The organism is Pseudomonas sp. NFR02 (assembly GCF_900119375.1).
GTDB classification, from domain to species: Bacteria; Pseudomonadota; Gammaproteobacteria; order Pseudomonadales; family Pseudomonadaceae; genus Aquipseudomonas; species Aquipseudomonas paracarnis.
Genome location: NZ_FPJJ01000001.1, coordinates 110,546 through 127,084 on the forward strand (window position 1 = coordinate 110,546; position 16,539 = coordinate 127,084).

The window sequence follows — 16,539 nt, forward strand, 5'->3', positions numbered from 1 at the left end:
ACGTTCTCTCCCGAGAAATGATCTAGTCTCTGTCACCCAGGGAGAGATCGCCATGTTCCGCTACTTCGAGCAACTCAGCACGCGCATCGCCGCTCCGTTCATGGCCGAAACCTCGCGCAACAGCAAGGTGTGGCGATGCCGGTGTGGCCAGCCGCTGTTCTTTCGCAACAGCCAATGCCTGGCCTGCCAGGCGGCGTTGGGTTACCAGCCGCAGCAAAGCCGCCTGTCGTCCCTGCAACCTGGGCCGGTGGTCGGTACTTGGCTGGCCGACGACAATCTTGATGCTGGCGCTTTTCGGCGCTGCGCCAACCTCGACTCACCGGCTGCGTGCAACTGGCTGATTCCTGCCCACAGCACCGCGCCGTTGTGCGTGGCCTGTAGCCTGAACCGCACCATTCCTGACCTATCAATTGCGGAAAACCCCGAACGCTGGCGCAAGGTCGAAACCGCCAAGCGCCGCTTGGTGGCGCAACTGATCAGCCTGGGCCTGCAAGTGGTGCCCAAGAGCGTTGACGAAGAGACTGGCCTGGCCTTCGACTTTATCGGTATCGACCTGGAAGGCAACGCGCCCACCACCGGCCACGCCAATGGGCTGATCACCCTGGACATCAAGGAAGCCGATGACGCCCACCGCGAAAAAGTCCGCGTACAGATGCGCGAGCCGTACCGCACCTTGCTCGGCCATTTTCGCCATGAAGTCGGTCATTACTACTGGGACCGCCTGATCGCCAACAGCCACTGGCTCCCTCATTTTCGCAACCTGTTCGGCGACGAACGCGCCAGTTATGCCGAGGCCCTCGACCAGCACTACCAGAACGGCCCGCGCCCCGACTGGCAACTCACCTGCGTGAGCGCCTACGCCACCATGCACCCCTGGGAAGATTGGGCTGAAACCTGGGCCCACTACCTGCACATGATGGACGCCGTGGACACAGCCCTGGGCTTTGGCATGAGCGCCCGCGAGATGGACCTGGATTACCAGCCATTCCCCCTGACCACGCTCTACGACCCGCAACACCCTGGCGGCCCGGCATTCCTTTCCTTCGTCAATGCCTGGATCGAACTGGCCGGCATGCTCAACGAACTGTCCCGCGCCATGGGCCAGCCGGATTTCTACCCCTTCGTGCTGCCGCCCGCGGTGATTGCCAAGCTGCACTTTATTCACCTGGTCATCCAGGAAGAAGGCGGCAGGGCTGATGGGGTTATGGCAAGTGCTTGAGCCTTCTCATTTTTTAATCCGGAACCAACGGTTGTAACTTCCGATGAGATGGGTACAATGGCGCGGCTTGCCGAGAGGCAGCGTCGTTATGGTGACCCCATCGGTCCCCCCGCAACGATTACCCGTGAACCTGGTCAGAGCCGGAAGGCAGCAGCCACAGCGGGAACATTGTGTGCCGGGGTGTGGCTGGTGGGGTTGCCTCCATAACGCTCCCTTCTGCAGTCCCTTCTAAATCTCAAGTTATTTTCAGCCCGTCATCTGTGATGCTTCCTGCACAGTGCATGACGGTCATTTCCCGTCTAGTGGCATACTCCCAAGCGTCTCTTCCCCTGGCTACGAGGCTCTATGCACTCGGAACATTTCAATTTATCCAGCCCTGTTTTCTTGCCGATCACCGAGCACACCTGTGCGGGGTTGTTGGGCAGTGAGGGTTTCGATGCGCTTGTAGCCCTGAGTGAGCCCCAATTGGCGGCGGTGTTGGTGATCCAGAACCTGGCGCAGGTGCCGGAAAGCGACCTTAGCGCCAACGGTGCTGAAAAAGTGTTGGCCAAGCTGATTGACTGGGCAGTCGATGCCCGCCATTCGGCCAGTGTGTCCCTGCTCTCTGAAGCGCAGCGGCTGTTCGATCAGAGGAAGCTGTACTTCGGCCTCAATGTGGTCAAAAGCCTGAAGCTGCGCTTTCTGCTGGAGGAGGAAGTCCAGGCGCAGGACTACCTGTTACCCAGTGGCAAATGGGACGTCGAGTATAAAGTCCGCCATCTCAAGGCCAATGATCCGTTCAGCCAGCAGGTGATCACGCCCAGGCATCGCGAGCGCTGGTTGAGCGCCGAGCAGGACAAGCTGCTCAGAACCTTCCGTGCCAACCTGAACGAAGACCTGCATGTGCAAGGCTACGCAGGCATTGGCAAGAGTCACCTGCTGGTGGCCTTGCTGGAGCACCTGCGCCCGGAAAAGACCTTGCTGCTGGCACGCACCCCGGCAAAACTCGAAACCCTGCGTGCTCGCATGGTGGGAGCGCGGGAGCGTAAGGCCGGGCATACCTTTCAGGACTTCGCCCATGCTCTATTGCATGGCCCCAGGCCAAAGCCGCTGAATGCGCCGGTGAGGGTGCCGACCAAGCAGGCGCTCGCCCAAGAACTGAATATCTTTGGTTTTCGTCGCCTGGAAGGGCAAGCGGTAGTGGAGGTGTGCCTCAAGGTGCTTGAAGCCTACTGCCGCTCTTGGGAGTACAGCTTGTCGGCCCAGCATTTGCCGCATTTCAAGCAACCGCTCGCCGGCGTCGATGCCAGGGTGCTGCTCGAATATGCCAGCCGGTTGTGGGGCTACCTTGAGGCGAACCCGGCCTGGGGCCGGCATACCGGGTTTGAAGCCTTGTTGATGATCAAGCGCGCCAGCCTTGCAGGCTGCGTCGTCCCCGAGCGCTATACCCACGTGCTCATCGATGAGAGCCAGGACATCCCCGCGCCGTTGCTGCAAATCATCGAGCGCGGCCGCCAGGTGCTGATCACTTTGGGGGATGAGTATCAGCAGGCCAGTGGCGGCGTGGTCAAACGCGCCCGTGAGGTTCGCCATACCGACGTGTGCTACTCCGTGCGTTCCGGGCGCAATGTCGAGCGCCTGGTCAACCCGTTGATCAGCTTGCACTCGGAAAAAAGCAAATCGCTTTTCGAGGGCGCACGCGATGCCGATGTCGGCATTGAGTTTTATCCGCAGGGTTTTGTACCCCCGCAAGGTTGCGTGGTGTTGACCGCTTCCCATTGGGACACCATGCAGTGGGCGATCCAACTGAGCCACGCCCGTTGTGCGTTCGGCCTGGCGAGCAAAGAGGCCCAGCAGTCGCTCAAGCATTTCATGGACACGGTCATCGCGTTGTTCAAACCCGATTTCTATAGCAATGAGTTCAATGACCTCGGCCCCCATGCGTTTTTCAGTGACATGGCCGATTGGCAGCAGGTGCGCGAAGCCTGCCAGTTCGATGAGGCGTTTCTGTGGGTCGAGGCCGAACTGGAAAAAGGCTTTAACGTGGCGGATGTCACGCGTTTGAACAGGTTGATCGGCCATCCGGACGAGCGCGTCCTGTTGATGCTGGCGCAGGATGCGGGCGGCATGGAGTTCGACCGGGTATTGCTTACGCCGGAACTGTTGACCAACGTGAAGTTCCAGGACGCCTACGCGTTCGATCAAAGACTCTGTGCGGTGTATATCGCGATTTCACGGGCCAGGGTGCAGTTGTACCTGCCCTACGATGTGGTCGAGTGGCTCGACTACCACAAGTATCAAAAGACCCGTGATTCCCACGGTTACTGACAGATTTAATCCGGCTGTTTCACAACTTTCATAAAGCCCTCTGGACAACCCGCAGACCGCCTTGTTAGCTTGCGCCGGCCACTTGTTTCAGAGTATGACAAGGGCATGGATTTGATATTGAAGTGCTATCGCTTCTTTCACTCACAAGGATGTCTGTCATGAAAAGCCTGCAAGGGTTGCCTCGTCTTATCAGTGCTTCGGTAGGGACGCCCGGCAAAGCCCGCAACTTGCCCGCCGATGTTCAGTGCATCCAGTATCTATTCAATTTGATCATTCCCAAGATGGGGTTTGCCTTGCTGGAAAACGGCAAGTGCGACGGCCAGTTGGTGCAGTGCATCAGCCAGTATCAGTTTCGCCATCTCAAGTACGCCCATCCCGATGGCGTGATCGACCCCACCGGGCGAACGTTCAACAGTCTGATCGAAGAGGCGCTGAAGGTGCCGGTGCGGGCTTTTCCTAACACGCGCATTCCGACGTTTCTCAACATTTTCGGCAATAACAACATCGATGCGGTACAGGCCACGGTCAATGTGTACCTGGACCGTGTGCGTGCGGTGATCGAGGCCGAGCGGCGTAACCGGCAGTTGATGATGCAGTCCACCTGCGACGGCGGGACGACCTTGAGCGATACGGATTTCCAGAACGCCGCCAAGCAATTGGGCAACGGTATTTCGGTGAATGTGGTCAAGGCGTTCGCCACGGTGGAGTCGGGCGGGAAGGTGGGGTTCGGGCCTGCCAAGTTGCCGATCATCGCCTTTGAAGGGCACCACTTTCGCAAGTACACCAAGCACATCTACGACCAGTCGCAGCCGCTGCTGTCGTATGTCTACAAGAAAAAAGCCGGCCCGCAATGGCAGACGAACAACAAGGATCAGGTCAAGGCCTGGGAGACCATGGCCACTGCCTTTGCGCTGGACCAGGAAGCGGCCTTGATGTCGGCCTCCTGGGGCATGTTTCAAATCATGGGGTTCAATTTTGCGGCGTGCGGGTTCAAGACGGTGTTTGAGTTCGTGGCGTCATTGAAGGTCAATGCCGGTAATCAACTCAAGGCCTATCTCAGCCTTTGCAGCCACAACTCGGCGTTGTTGAGCGCGATGAAAAACAAGGATTTTACCGCCATGGCCCGAAACTATAATGGCGACGATTACGGCAACTATGACGTCCTGATGAAACAAGCCTACGAAGCCTTTGAAGGGAAGAAATAAGATGATTCGTTATCTGGCGATGGGAGTGTTGTCGTGGTGCGCCGTGGCGCCCGCGTTGGCCGGCTCGGCGGCGTTGCATTCAGGTAAATATGAAGGGCTGATGCTGGCGGTGACGCCTGGGCATCAGGTCGAGGGGTTCTATCAGGAATCGATGGGCGAGGGTGTGGCCCGTGGTTGCACGTTCTACCTGCAAGGCAAGCCCGAAGCGCTCACCACCTGGCGGGACGCTGCCTACCCAGGCAGTTTGGCCGCGGCGCCCGACGGGGTGACCCTGACCGTGGCGCAGGGCCGCCAACACCCTGGCTGCATCAATGTGCTGATGCCGGAAATCGCCACGGGCCTGGAGCTGAGCCAGACCGCCAGCAAACAATGGATCGGCTTGGTGACGGTGTCTGCCGACAAGGCTTACCTGCTTAAAACGCCGGGCGCCAAAGCGGCAAAGCGGCCCTACATCGTCAAGCATGACGTGGTGGGCGTACTGGCGTTCAAGGACGGTTGGGCGCAGGTGGAATTCATCAACGCTGACGACCGCTCTTTCACGGGCTGGATCAGCCAGGGCCAGTACGCACGGTTGGCTGCCCCGAAGCCCTAAATTGTAGGAGCGAGCAAGTCAGCCAAAGGTCTCGCGCAGTAGCCCGGCGAACGCATCTCGCGCCAGGTGCCGCTGGGTGTCCGTATGCCAGAACAACAGGTTGTCCACGGGCGTCAGCGCTTCAAAGCGATAAGACGCCAACTGATTGGCCTGTTCATAGCGCGCCAGGATCCCCTCGGGTGCCAACGCCACGCCAATCCCCGCGCTGACGCAACCGATGATCGTGCCCCAGCTTGCATAGCTGGCAATCGCTGGCTTGACGTTATGGGGCTTGAGCCAGTTTTCCAGGGCGGCGCGATAAGGGCAGCCCGGCGGCCATACCAGCAATGTACGGCCGGCCAAGTCTTCGGCGCTATTGATAGGCGCGCTGCACGCGCTGGCGATCAGCACCAGGCGTTCGCTGTAGACCACGCTCTGTTCCAGCTTCGTGCGTTTGCCGCCGGCGGCCACCAGCGCCACGTCCAGGCGGTGGTGCTGCAGGTCGTCCAGCAGTTGCGCCCAGGCACCGGTGACCAGTTCCAGGCTGACATTGGGATAACGCCGGTGGTATTCCGCCAGCAGCGGCGGCAAGCGCCCGCTGGCACTGGATTCCACCGCACCGATGCGCAAGGTGCCACGGGGAATGGCGCTGGCATCCACCGCGCGTTTGGATTCATCCACCAAGGCCAGGATACGTTCGCAGTAATCCAGGAAGATTTCTCCCGCAGCGCTGATCGCCAGCCCTCGGCCAGCACGGATAAACAGCGGCGTGCCCAACTCGCTTTCCAGCTGCTTGATGCGCGTGGTGATGTTGGACGGCACACAGTGCAATTGCAGTGCCGCCTGGGCCACGCTGCCGGTTTGCGCCACGGCTCGCACCATTTTCAGTTGGGCCAGTTCCATTGCTCAGTTCCAATGATTTCAGAAGTCAGAAACGCTTAATTGTCCTATGCCTGGCCTGGGCCAAGACTGGCAGCATTCCTTTTGCGTGGATGCTGTCGATGAATACTCCGTCACCTCTGAAGCTTACGCTAGTCATTGCCAGCGTCATCCTCTGCTGGGCGTATTCGCCCATCGGCGTACACATGGGGTTGCACAGTTATAGCCCCGGCCAATTGGCGCTGCTGCGGTTTTTGATCGCGTCGGTATTCATGGGCGGCGTGGCCTGGGGGGTGGGAATTGGACGGCCACCATTGCGCGACCTGCCGTGGTTGTTGGTGCTGGGCTTTTTCGGGGTGTTCCTGCACCACACCAGTCTCAATCATGGGCAGCAATGGGTGACGGCGGCAGCGTCGAGTGTGTTGGCACAGTCGGCGCCGTTGTTCAGTGTGTTGATCGCGTTTTTCTGCTTGAAAGAGCAGGTCAGCGCCTGGCGCTGGGGTTGCGTACTGTTGGGGTTGGCTGGCGTACTGGTGGTGATCTGGGGCGACCAGGGCATGGGCGATCTCAACCCACGGGGTTTGCTGATCTTGTTGGCGGCCTGCTCATGGAGTGTGTACTTCGCCATCCAGCGACATTACGCCCATCGCTACAGCCCGTTGACGATGGCGTGCTACATGGTGTGGTCCGGCACGCTGATGCTGTGCGTGAACCTGCCGGGACTGCCCGCCGCCATCGTGCAGGCACCGATGGGGGAGAATCTCGCCGTGCTGGTGCTGGGTATTTTTCCCAGTGCCTTGGCCTATCTGGCCTGGGGTTACGTGTTGAAGCACGTCGAGGTCAGTCGTGCGTCGGTGGCGATGTACCTGATTCCACCGGTTGCCATGCTGATGGCCGCCACGCTGCTTGGCGAGCACGTCACCCTGCAGGTGATGCTGGGCGCAGTGGTCGTGCTGGCCAGCGTCGCCGCTATCAGTCTGGAAGGGCGTTGGCGCTCCAAGGTGCCAGCAAAACGTCCTCAGGTGCCCTCTGGGAGGCCAATCGAACAAGCTTCGTCAGATTAGACGAGCGTGCCGGATGCAATTTCCCCCTTGCTCCGCTAGCATTACCGGCTTCTGCTTCCCAGTTGCGACGGTTTTCGATGAGTTATCAGGTTCTTGCACGTAAATGGCGCCCGCGCTCGTTCCGCGAAATGGTCGGCCAGACCCATGTGCTCAAGGCTCTGATCAATGCCTTGGACAGCCAACGGCTGCACCACGCCTACCTGTTCACCGGTACGCGCGGGGTGGGCAAGACCACGATTGCGCGCATCATCGCCAAATGCCTGAATTGTGAAACCGGTATTACCTCGACGCCTTGTGGCACCTGTTCGGTGTGCCGTGAGATCGACGAAGGGCGTTTCGTCGACCTGATCGAGATCGACGCCGCGAGCCGTACCAAGGTCGAAGACACCCGCGAACTGCTGGACAACGTGCAGTACGCGCCGAGCCGTGGCCGCTTCAAGGTCTACCTGATCGACGAAGTGCACATGCTGTCCAGCCACTCCTTCAACGCCTTGTTGAAAACCCTGGAAGAGCCGCCGCCCTACGTCAAATTCATCCTGGCCACCACCGACCCGCAGAAACTTCCGGCAACGATTTTGTCGCGGTGCCTGCAGTTCTCCCTGAAAAACATGACCCCCGAGCGTGTGGTCGAGCATTTGACCCACGTGCTGGGCGTCGAGAACGTACCGTTCGAAGACGACGCGCTGTGGTTGCTGGGCCGTGCCGCCGATGGTTCGATGCGCGATGCCATGAGCCTCACCGACCAGGCCATCGCGTTTGGTGAAGGCAAGGTCATGGCCGCCGACGTGCGCGCCATGCTCGGTACCCTGGACCACGGCCAGGTGTTCGACGTGCTGCACGCGCTGATCGAGGGTGACGCCAAGGCGTTGCTCGAAGCGGTGCGCCACCTGTCGGAGCAAGGCCCGGATTGGAATGGCGTGCTTTCGGAAATCCTCAACGTATTGCACCGCGTCGCCATCGCCCAGGCCCTGCCGGAAGGCGTGGACAACGGTCATGGCGACCGTGATCGCGTATTGGCCCTGGCCCAGGCCTTGCCGGCCGAAGACGTGCAGTTCTACTACCAGATGGGCCTGATCGGTCGCCGCGACTTGCCCCTGGCACCCGACCCGCGGGGTGGCTTTGAAATGGTGCTGCTGCGCATGCTGGCGTTCCGGCCGGCAGATTCGGCAGACGCACCGAGACAGCCGCTAAAGCCAGTGGGGATCAGCCAGGCCACAGTTGATTCCGCCAAACCCGTGGCTGGGGCGGCCGTTGTCGCGCCAGTAGTTGCAGCGCCTGCGGTTGCTGTGCCTGAGCCGGTTGCGCCGGCACCTGAGCCTGAACCTGCGCCGGTTGCCGTCGCACCGGTGGTCGAGCCCGAGCCGGTCATTGAGCCCGAGCCCGAACCCGTGGTCGACTTGCCCTGGAATGACCCGGTCGAAGCGCAAGTAGAGCCCGAGCAACAGCCCGCCGTGGAGCCCGTGCTGGAAACCACCGGCGAGCAACCCGAGCTGACGCCGATGCCTACGCCGACTCCGGACAGCGTGGTGCCGGATGCCCCTGAGTGGGTATCGGCGCCCGTTCCTGAACCGACGGTCGCCCAGGTCGACGCGGCCACGCCGGGCATTGACCTGGATGACGAACCGCCGCTGGACGAAGACTACATCGAGCCGGACATGGATTCGGCCTACAGCTACCTGGACGAACTGGCCAGCGAGCACACCGCGGAACCGGCGCCCGAGCCCGAGGCAGAACCTGCCGCGGCCCCGGCTACCGGTCTGGCCCTGCAATGGCTGGAATTGTTTCCGAAATTGCCGATCTCCGGCATGACCGGCAGTATCGCCGCCAACTGCACCCTGATTTCCATCGAAGGCGACCACTGGCTGCTGCACCTGGACCCGGCCCATAGCGCCTTGTTCAACGCCACTCAGCAGCGCCGGCTCAACGATGCGCTCAACCAGTACCATGGGCGCACGCTGACCATTGCCATCGAGCTGATCAAGCCCGAGCAGGAAACGCCGGCCCAGGCCGCGACCCGTCGGCGCCTTAACCGCCAGCGCGAGGCTGAGGATTCGATCCACGCAGATCCGCTTATCCAACAAATGATGCAACAGTTCGGTGCGGTCGTCCGCCACGATACTATTGAACCTGTCGAAGCCCCGGTGCCCCAAGCGTCATGACACCGGGCTATTCATTGATCCACGTACTTTTGAGGTGATTCCCATGATGAAAGGTGGCATGGCCGGCCTGATGAAGCAGGCGCAGCAGATGCAGGAAAAAATGGCCAAGATGCAGGAAGAGCTGGCCAACGCCGAAGTCACCGGTAAAGCCGGTGGCGATATGGTCAGCGTGGTGATGACCGGTCGTCACGACATCAAGCGTGTCAGCATCGACCCAAGCGTATTGCCGGGCGTGGGTGAAGATGACCTGGAAATGCTCGAAGCGCTGTTCGCCGCAGCCGTCAACGACGCTGTACGCAAGATCGAAGCCAACAGCCAGGACAAAATGTCCGGCGTGACCGCTGGCATGCAACTGCCACCGGGTATGAAACTGCCGTTCTGATACACGCTTTAGCTAGACTCAAATGCCAGGCATCGTGCCTGGCATTTTTTTCGCCGGTCGAAACATCGAACCCCAAGCCTTCACCGATGGTCTGCACCCTATACCGTTGAAACTACTCACCGATAAAGGAGCCCCGCTGATGCCTCAAGAAATGACGCTCAACCAACGCATCGTTCTGGTCTCACGCCCTCAAGGCGCCCCCACGCCGGAAAACTTTCGCCTGGAACGTGTCAGCCTGCCGGACCTGGCAGACGGCCAGGTGCTGCTCAAGACCCTGTACCTGTCTTTGGACCCCTACATGCGTGGACGCATGAGTGACGCGCCGTCCTACGCCGCACCCGTGGAAATCGGTGAAGTGATGACCGGTGGGGCTGTCAGCCGTGTCGAGCAATCGCGCAACCCGAAATTCGAAGTGGGCGACCTGGTGGTCGGCGCCACTGGCTGGCAAAGCCACTGCATTTGCGAAGGCCATAACCTGATCCCACTGCCCAAGGGTCTGCCGAGTCCGTCGATGGCCTTGGGCGTACTGGGTATGCCGGGCATGACGGCCTATATGGGCTTGATGGATATCGGCCAGCCCAAGGCCGGGGAAACCCTGGTGGTGGCGGCTGCGTCGGGCGCGGTGGGGTCGGTGGTGGGCCAGGTGGCCAAGCTCAAGGGCTTGCGCGTGGTGGGCATTGCCGGTGGCGCGGACAAATGCCGCTATGTGGTGGATGAGTTGGGCTTTGACGCCTGTATCGACCACAAGAGCGAAGACTTTGCCCATGAACTGGCCCTGGCCTGCTTCAAAGGCGTGGACATCTACTTTGAAAACGTCGGCGGTAAAGTCTTCGATGCTGTGCTGCCTTTGCTCAACCCCAAGGCGCGCGTGCCGCTGTGCGGGTTGATCGCCGGCTATAACGCCCATGAAGCGCCCAGCGGCCCTGACCGTTTGCCGGCGCTGCAACGCACCTTGCTAACCAAGCGGGTACGTATCCAGGGCTTTATTGTGTTCGACGACTATGGCGACCGCCAGCCGGAGTTCCTCAGCGCTATGGCGCCTTGGGTGCGCGAGGGCAAGATCAAGTTCCGCGAGGACGTGGTCGATGGCCTGGAGCAGGCGCCCGAAGCCTTTATCGGCCTGCTCGAAGGGCGCAACTTCGGCAAGTTGGTGGTGCGCGTCGCGCAGGATTGAGTATTTGACGCTAATCCGGGGCGCGGGTATAAACCGCGTCTCGTTGTTTTGTCGGACCCTTCGCCCATGAGCTTCAGCCCCCTGATTCGCCAACTGATCGACGCCTTGCGCACTTTGCCCGGCGTCGGCCAGAAAACTGCCCAGCGCATGGCGCTGCAACTGCTGGAGCGTGATCGCAGCGGCGGCACTCGCCTGGCCCAGGCCCTGAGCCAGGCCATGGAAGGTGTGGGCCATTGCCGCCAGTGCCGCACCCTTACCGAAGAAGAACTCTGCCCGCAATGCGCCGACCCGCGTCGCGACGACACGTTGCTGTGCGTGGTGGAAGGGCCGATGGATGTGTACGCCGTGGAGCAGACCGGTTACCGCGGGCGTTACTTCGTGCTCAAGGGCCACCTGTCGCCGCTCGATGGCCTGGGGCCGGAAGCCATCGGTATTCCACAACTGGTGGCGCGAATCGAAGAGCAGGGCACCTTTACTGAAGTGATCCTGGCGACCAACCCGACGGTGGAAGGTGAAGCCACGGCGCACTACATCGCTCAGTTGCTGACCAATAAAGGTTTGATTACTTCACGGATCGCCCATGGCGTACCGTTGGGTGGCGAGCTGGAATTGGTGGACGGCGGCACCCTGGCGCACTCGTTCGCAGGCCGCAAACCCATCGCGCTTTAAAACCCACTGCAGTCCCAATGTGGGAGCTGGCTTGTCGGGTCGCCGCATCGCTGCGATAGCATCACCACGGTGTACCTGAAAAACCGAGGCGCCTGCATCGCGGGCAAGCCCGGCTCCCACATTGGTTTTGTGTGACGGTAAAAAATGTATTCGGCTTGATAACCAAGCAAGCGCTTGGTAAGTTCGCTCCATCCCGCCATGGAGCTTGCCGATGTCTGCCTTTCAGGAATACTTCGATCCCAGCCACCAATTGGTCCGCGACAGCGTGCGCCGCTTCGTCGAACGCGAGATGTTGCCCGGCATCGAGCAATGGGAGGAAGCGGAAAGTTTTCCCCGCGAGCTTTACCTCAAGGCCGGTGCGGCGGGCGTTCTGGGCATCGGCTACCCCGAGGCGCTGGGTGGCAGCCACGAAGGCGATCTGTTCGCCAAGGTCGCCGCCAGCGAAGAGCTGATGCGCTGCGGCTCCGGTGGCGTGGTGGCCGGGCTCGGCTCCCTGGATATTGGCCTGCCGCCCATCGTCAAATGGGCCCGGCCCGACGTGCGTGAGCGCATAGCGCCTCTGGTGCTCGCCGGCGAGAAGATCATCGCCCTGGCGGTCACCGAGCCCAGCGGCGGCTCGGATGTAGCCAACCTGCAAACCCGCGCCGTACGTGAAGGCGAGCATTACCGCGTGAGCGGCGCCAAGACCTTTATCACCAGCGGCATTCGCGCTGATTTCTACACCGTGGCCGTGCGCACAGGTGGGCCGGGCTTTGGCGGTATCAGCCTGCTGCTGATCGAAAAAGGCATCCCGGGTTTCACCGTCGGCCAGCCGCTGAAGAAGATGGGCTGGTGGGCGTCGGACACCGCCGAGTTGTTCTTCGACGATTGCCGCGTGCCTGTGGGCAATCTCATCGGTGTCGAGAACATGGGCTTTGCCTGCATCATGGGCAACTTCCAGAGCGAGCGCCTGGCCTTGGCCCTCATGGCCAACATGACCGCGCAACTGGCCTTGGAGGAAAGCCTCCAGTGGGCCGCCCAGCGCGAAGCATTCGGCAAACCCATCGGCAAATTCCAGGTGCTCAAGCATCGCCTGGCGGAAATGGCTACCGCCGTGGAGGTTTCCCGCGAGTTCACCTATCGTCAGGCCGCGAAGATGGCCGCTGGCAAGAGTGTGATCAAAGAGATTTCCATGGCCAAGAACCTGGCCACCGATACCGCTGATCGGGTGACGTATGACGCGGTGCAAATATTGGGGGGGCAGGGGTATATGCGTGGCAGCCTGGTGGAGCGGCTTTATCGCGATAACCGGATTTTGTCGATTGGTGGCGGGACGCGCGAAGTGATGAATGAAATCATCAGTAAGCAGATGGGGTTGTAAACCGGGGTGTTCTTTCGGGCCTCATCGCGGGCAAGCCCAGCTCCCACAGGGGAATGCATTCCAAGGTGGGAGCCGGGCTTGCCCGCGATGACGGCAGTACTGACGACCCTTATCTCTCAGTCAGCCCAAATTGCGTCAGGCAAAACGTCGGAATCCCCATGTCTGCCAAGCGCTGCGAGCCACCCAGCTCTGGCAAATCAATAATCGCTGCAGCCTCAAAAATCTTTGCCCCCATGCGCCGCACCAGGTTCGCTGCAGCAATCAGGGTGCCGCCGGTGGCGATCAGGTCATCGAACATCAGCACCGAATCGCCTTCGCACAGGCTGTCGGCGTGCACTTCCAGGAAGGCTTCGCCGTACTCGGTCTGGTAACCCTCGGCCAGCACGTCCGCCGGCAGCTTGCCTTGCTTGCGAAACAGGATGAGCGGCTTGTTGAGCTGGTAGGCGATGATCGAGCCGATCAGGAAGCCACGGGCATCCATCGCACCGATATGGGTGAAGTCGGCTTCGACATAGCGTTGGGCAAAGCTGTCGGCCACCAGGCGCAGGGCGCGGGGCGATTGGAATAGCGGCGTGATGTCACGGAAGATCACCCCAGGCTTGGGGAAGTCGATGACGGGGCGAATCAGGGATTTGATGTCGAACGAATCAAAAGTCATCGTCGAGGAGTCCAGAGCGGAAAACGGACTCGAAGTATACCTGCGGCCTCGCCGATTGGCGCGGCCGCAGCCTGGATCAGACCTCCAGGGAACCGCCAGCCAATGCACACAGCTGGATCGGGTCGAGGATATGCACCTCTTTGCCCTCGGCGGCGATCAACTGGTTCTGCTGGAAACGAGTAAACACGCGGGACACGGTCTCAACCGCCAGGCCCAGGTAATTACCGATCTCATTGCGCGACATGCTCAGGCGGAACTGGTTGGCCGAGAACCCACGGGCGCGAAAGCGCGCCGACAGGTTGACCAGGAAGGTGGCAATGCGCTCATCGGCGGTTTTCTTCGACAGCAGCAGCATCATTTGCTGGTCGTCACGAATCTCGCGGCTCATCACGCGCATCAATTGGCGGCGCAATTGCGGCAGTTGCAGGGCCAGTTCATCCAGGCGCTCGAATGGGATTTCGCACACCGAGGTGGTTTCCAGGGCCTGGGCCGACACCGGGTGAATCTCGGTGTCCATCCCCGACAGCCCGACCAACTCGCTTGGCAGGTGGAAACCGGTGATTTGCTCTTCGCCGCCGTCGCTGAGGCTGAAGGTCTTCAACGCGCCAGAGCGTACTGCATAGACGGAATCAAACTTGTCGCCCTGGCGAAACAGAAACTCGCCTTTTTTCAGCGGGCGGCCGCGTTTGACGATGTCGTCCAGCGCATCCATGTCTTCCAGATTCAATGAAAGTGGCAGGCAGAGGGGAGCCAGGCTGCAATCCTTGCAATGGGCCTGGCTGTGAGCGCGCAGTTTGACTGGCTCGGACATTTCTTAAATCCTTGTGGGAAAACACACATAAGACGTAAGGGTAACGCACTGGGGGGCACGGAGGCCAGCGTGTACAAAAAACCGACCGGTATATAAAGATTTGGCTAAAACCGCCGATAGTACTGCTATCGACTACAAATACGGCGGCTCAGACCATGTTAGCCCTCACTGCTCAACTCGCTTCGCGCACTCAGATCCAGGCACTGCCCGAACCCAAGAAAGCTGCCGAACCGGATGTTGCCGCGATCCCGACGACCGACGAAGCCAAGCCTGCCGTTTCGGTGACCATCTCCGGCGCCGCGATGAAAGCTGCTGCGGCGGAAAAAGCCACAAACAGTGACATCGACGACAGCGGCCTGGCGGACAACGTCAAGAATCTGCTCAAGATGATTCGTGAGATCAAAAAGCAGATTGCCGAGAAACAAGCCGAGATGGCTGCGGTAATGGCCGACAGAAATCTCAGCCCAGAACAGGCCCGTGCCCGACTCTCCGGGCTGCAGTCAGCGTTGAGCGCACTGCAAGCCAGCTTGACCAGCGCCCAGGCGTCCCTGACCAAGGCGATGAAAGACATGAGTGCCGGTGATGCAGTCAAGGCTGCCAGCCTGGCCATGAAGTAAGTACGTCTAGATGACCCGCGAAAATCGTTGCCTGTTCTGGTGCTCCAGGTAGGCATCGAACACCATGCACACTGAACGCACCAGCAAGCGCCCGGCCGGGAGCACACGAATGCCGTGGGCGTCCAACTCGATCAGGCCGTCGGCGGCCATCGTTTCCAGCTGCGGCCATAACTCGGCAAAATAACCGCGAAAATCGATGTTGTACGCCTGTTCGATCCCCTCGAATGCCAGGCTGAAATTGCAGATCAAATGCTGGATTACAGCCCGTCGCAACCGGTCGTCCGTAGTGCAGACCAGGCCGCGGCTGGTCGCCAATTGCGCACCCGCCAAGGCATTCTGGTACTGGTTCAGATCACTGCTGTTCTGGCAATACAGGTCGCCGATCTGACTGATCGCTGACACCCCCAGCCCAATCAAGTCGCAGTGCCCGTGGGTGGTGTAACCCTGGAAGTTGCGCTGCAGTTTGCCTTCTTCCTGGGCGACGGCCAATTCGTCGTCTGGCAGGGCAAAGTGGTCCATGCCGATGTAGCGGTAACCGGCCTGGGTCAGTTGTTCGATGGTGGTTTGCAGCATCAGCAGTTTTTCCGCTGGTGAGGGCAGCTCGTCAGTGTTGATCCGCCGTTGGGGCATGAAGCGTTCCGGCAGGTGCGCGTAGTTGAACACGGACAGGCGGTCAGGCTGTAAGCGGATGACTTCTTCCACGGTGCGCGCAAAGTTCAACGGCGACTGCTTGGGCAGGCCGTAGATCAGGTCGATATTGATCGAGCGAAATTGCAAGGTGCGCGCTGCATCGATCACGGCGCGGGTTTCTTCCAGGCTTTGCAGGCGGTTGACCGCCCGTTGCACCTCGGGGTCGAGGTCTTGCAGGCCGATGCTCACGCGGTTAAAGCCCAGTTCACGTAGCAGGCCCATGGTGGCCCAGTCGGCTTCGCGTGGGTCGATTTCGATGCCGTAGTCGCCCGAATCGTCATCCAGCAAATTGAAATGCTGGCGCAGGCATTTCATCACCTGGCGCAGTTCATCGTGGCTGAGAAACGTGGGCGTACCGCCGCCCAAATGCAGTTGCTCCACGGGCTGCTGCGGGTCGAGGTGGCAGGCCACCAGCTGGATTTCCTGCTCCAGGCGCTGCAGGTAGGCCTGGGCGCGGCCACGGTCCTTGGTGATCACCTTGTTGCAGGCGCAGTAGTAACAAATGTTGGCGCAGAACGGCACATGCACATACAGCGACAGTGGCCTTACGGCCTTGCGGCTGTCACGCAGGGCGTGGAGCAGGTCGAAGGTGCCGACCTGGCTGTCAAATTGTACGGCGGTGGGGTAGGACGTGTAGCGCGGTCCCGCCAAGTCGTAGCGGTGAATCAGATCTGTGTCCCAACGAATGGCGTCGAGCATGCGGGCGGTCCCCCGGATTGGCTAGTGGGCCGAGTCTAGGGGGAGGGCGGTGCAGGCATCTTGATTTGCATCAAC

15 protein-coding genes and 1 other RNA gene are annotated in these 16,539 nt (G+C 60.5%); 12 read left to right on the forward strand and 4 right to left on the reverse strand.

Features of this window, described 5'->3' with window-relative positions; translation table 11 throughout:
• Positions 1-52: 52 nt before the first annotated feature.
• The 5 genes from BT199_RS00500 to BT199_RS00520 all read left to right on the forward strand — a co-directional run bounded on the left by BT199_RS00500 (position 53) and on the right by BT199_RS00520 (position 5,323).
• On the forward strand, positions 53-1,219 hold the full coding sequence (locus tag BT199_RS00500) for a zinc-binding metallopeptidase family protein (protein ID WP_072433662.1): 1,167 nt from the start codon (positions 53-55) through the stop codon (positions 1,217-1,219).
• 98 nt (positions 1,220-1,317) lie between these two features.
• Positions 1,318-1,414, forward strand: an RNA gene (gene ffs / locus BT199_RS00505) — signal recognition particle sRNA small type.
• A 150-nt stretch (positions 1,415-1,564) separates the two neighbouring features.
• Entirely contained in the window at positions 1,565-3,526 is a 1,962-nt protein-coding gene (locus BT199_RS00510) for a hypothetical protein (RefSeq protein WP_072433663.1), read from the forward strand.
• 158 nt (positions 3,527-3,684) lie between these two features.
• Complete coding sequence (locus BT199_RS00515; RefSeq protein WP_014719458.1) at positions 3,685-4,731, forward strand: N-acetylmuramidase family protein; 1,047 nt, start codon at positions 3,685-3,687, stop codon at positions 4,729-4,731.
• Between the two features lies 1 nt (position 4,732).
• The gene (locus BT199_RS00520; RefSeq protein ID WP_020302653.1) at positions 4,733-5,323 is read left to right on the forward strand and encodes a hypothetical protein; all 591 of its coding nucleotides are present in this window, start codon (positions 4,733-4,735) and stop codon (positions 5,321-5,323) included.
• An 18-nt stretch (positions 5,324-5,341) separates the two neighbouring features.
• Here BT199_RS00520 and BT199_RS00525 read toward each other — a convergent pair whose 3' ends face one another.
• Positions 5,342-6,205 carry a LysR family transcriptional regulator gene (locus tag BT199_RS00525; RefSeq protein ID WP_014719456.1) on the reverse strand — a complete coding sequence of 288 codons (864 nt, stop codon included), beginning with the start codon at positions 6,203-6,205 and terminating at the stop codon, positions 5,342-5,344.
• Positions 6,206-6,303: 98 nt separating this feature from the next.
• Between BT199_RS00525 and BT199_RS00530 the strand changes: the two genes are divergently transcribed.
• The 6 genes from BT199_RS00530 (at position 6,304) to BT199_RS00555 (ending at position 12,989) form a co-directional block, all read left to right on the forward strand.
• The gene (locus BT199_RS00530; RefSeq protein ID WP_072433664.1) at positions 6,304-7,245 is read left to right on the forward strand and encodes a DMT family transporter; all 942 of its coding nucleotides are present in this window, start codon (positions 6,304-6,306) and stop codon (positions 7,243-7,245) included.
• 77 nt (positions 7,246-7,322) lie between these two features.
• Positions 7,323-9,404 carry a DNA polymerase III subunit gamma/tau gene (gene dnaX / locus BT199_RS00535; RefSeq protein WP_014719454.1) on the forward strand — a complete coding sequence of 694 codons (2,082 nt, stop codon included), beginning with the start codon at positions 7,323-7,325 and terminating at the stop codon, positions 9,402-9,404.
• A 43-nt stretch (positions 9,405-9,447) separates the two neighbouring features.
• The gene (locus BT199_RS00540; RefSeq protein ID WP_003193199.1) at positions 9,448-9,786 is read left to right on the forward strand and encodes a YbaB/EbfC family nucleoid-associated protein; all 339 of its coding nucleotides are present in this window, start codon (positions 9,448-9,450) and stop codon (positions 9,784-9,786) included.
• 139 nt (positions 9,787-9,925) lie between these two features.
• A complete protein-coding gene (locus BT199_RS00545; protein WP_003193196.1) occupies positions 9,926-10,960 on the forward strand; it encodes an NADP-dependent oxidoreductase in 1,035 nt (344 codons plus the stop codon).
• 66 nt (positions 10,961-11,026) lie between these two features.
• Positions 11,027-11,629, forward strand: a complete 603-nt coding sequence (gene recR / locus BT199_RS00550; RefSeq protein ID WP_014719453.1) for a recombination mediator RecR — start codon at positions 11,027-11,029, stop codon at positions 11,627-11,629.
• Positions 11,630-11,840: 211 nt separating this feature from the next.
• Complete coding sequence (locus tag BT199_RS00555) at positions 11,841-12,989, forward strand: acyl-CoA dehydrogenase family protein (protein ID WP_014719452.1); 1,149 nt, start codon at positions 11,841-11,843, stop codon at positions 12,987-12,989.
• Between the two features lie 109 nt (positions 12,990-13,098).
• Here BT199_RS00555 and BT199_RS00560 read toward each other — a convergent pair whose 3' ends face one another.
• Positions 13,099-13,647 (reverse strand): adenine phosphoribosyltransferase, encoded by a 549-nt coding sequence (locus BT199_RS00560; RefSeq protein WP_003193191.1) that lies wholly within the window; start codon positions 13,645-13,647, stop codon positions 13,099-13,101.
• Positions 13,648-13,723: 76 nt separating this feature from the next.
• Entirely contained in the window at positions 13,724-14,458 is a 735-nt protein-coding gene (fnr, locus tag BT199_RS00565) for a fumarate/nitrate reduction transcriptional regulator Fnr (RefSeq protein WP_005790290.1), read from the reverse strand.
• Between the two features lie 155 nt (positions 14,459-14,613).
• Here fnr and BT199_RS00570 point away from each other — a divergent pair, with 155 nt between their 5' ends.
• Positions 14,614-15,075, forward strand: a complete 462-nt coding sequence (locus BT199_RS00570) for a hypothetical protein (protein WP_014719451.1) — start codon at positions 14,614-14,616, stop codon at positions 15,073-15,075.
• A 6-nt stretch (positions 15,076-15,081) separates the two neighbouring features.
• On the opposite strand, the gene hemN is transcribed toward BT199_RS00570, so the two are convergent.
• A complete protein-coding gene (hemN, locus tag BT199_RS00575) occupies positions 15,082-16,464 on the reverse strand; it encodes an oxygen-independent coproporphyrinogen III oxidase (RefSeq protein WP_072433665.1) in 1,383 nt (460 codons plus the stop codon).
• Between the last annotated feature and the right edge of the window lie 75 nt (positions 16,465-16,539).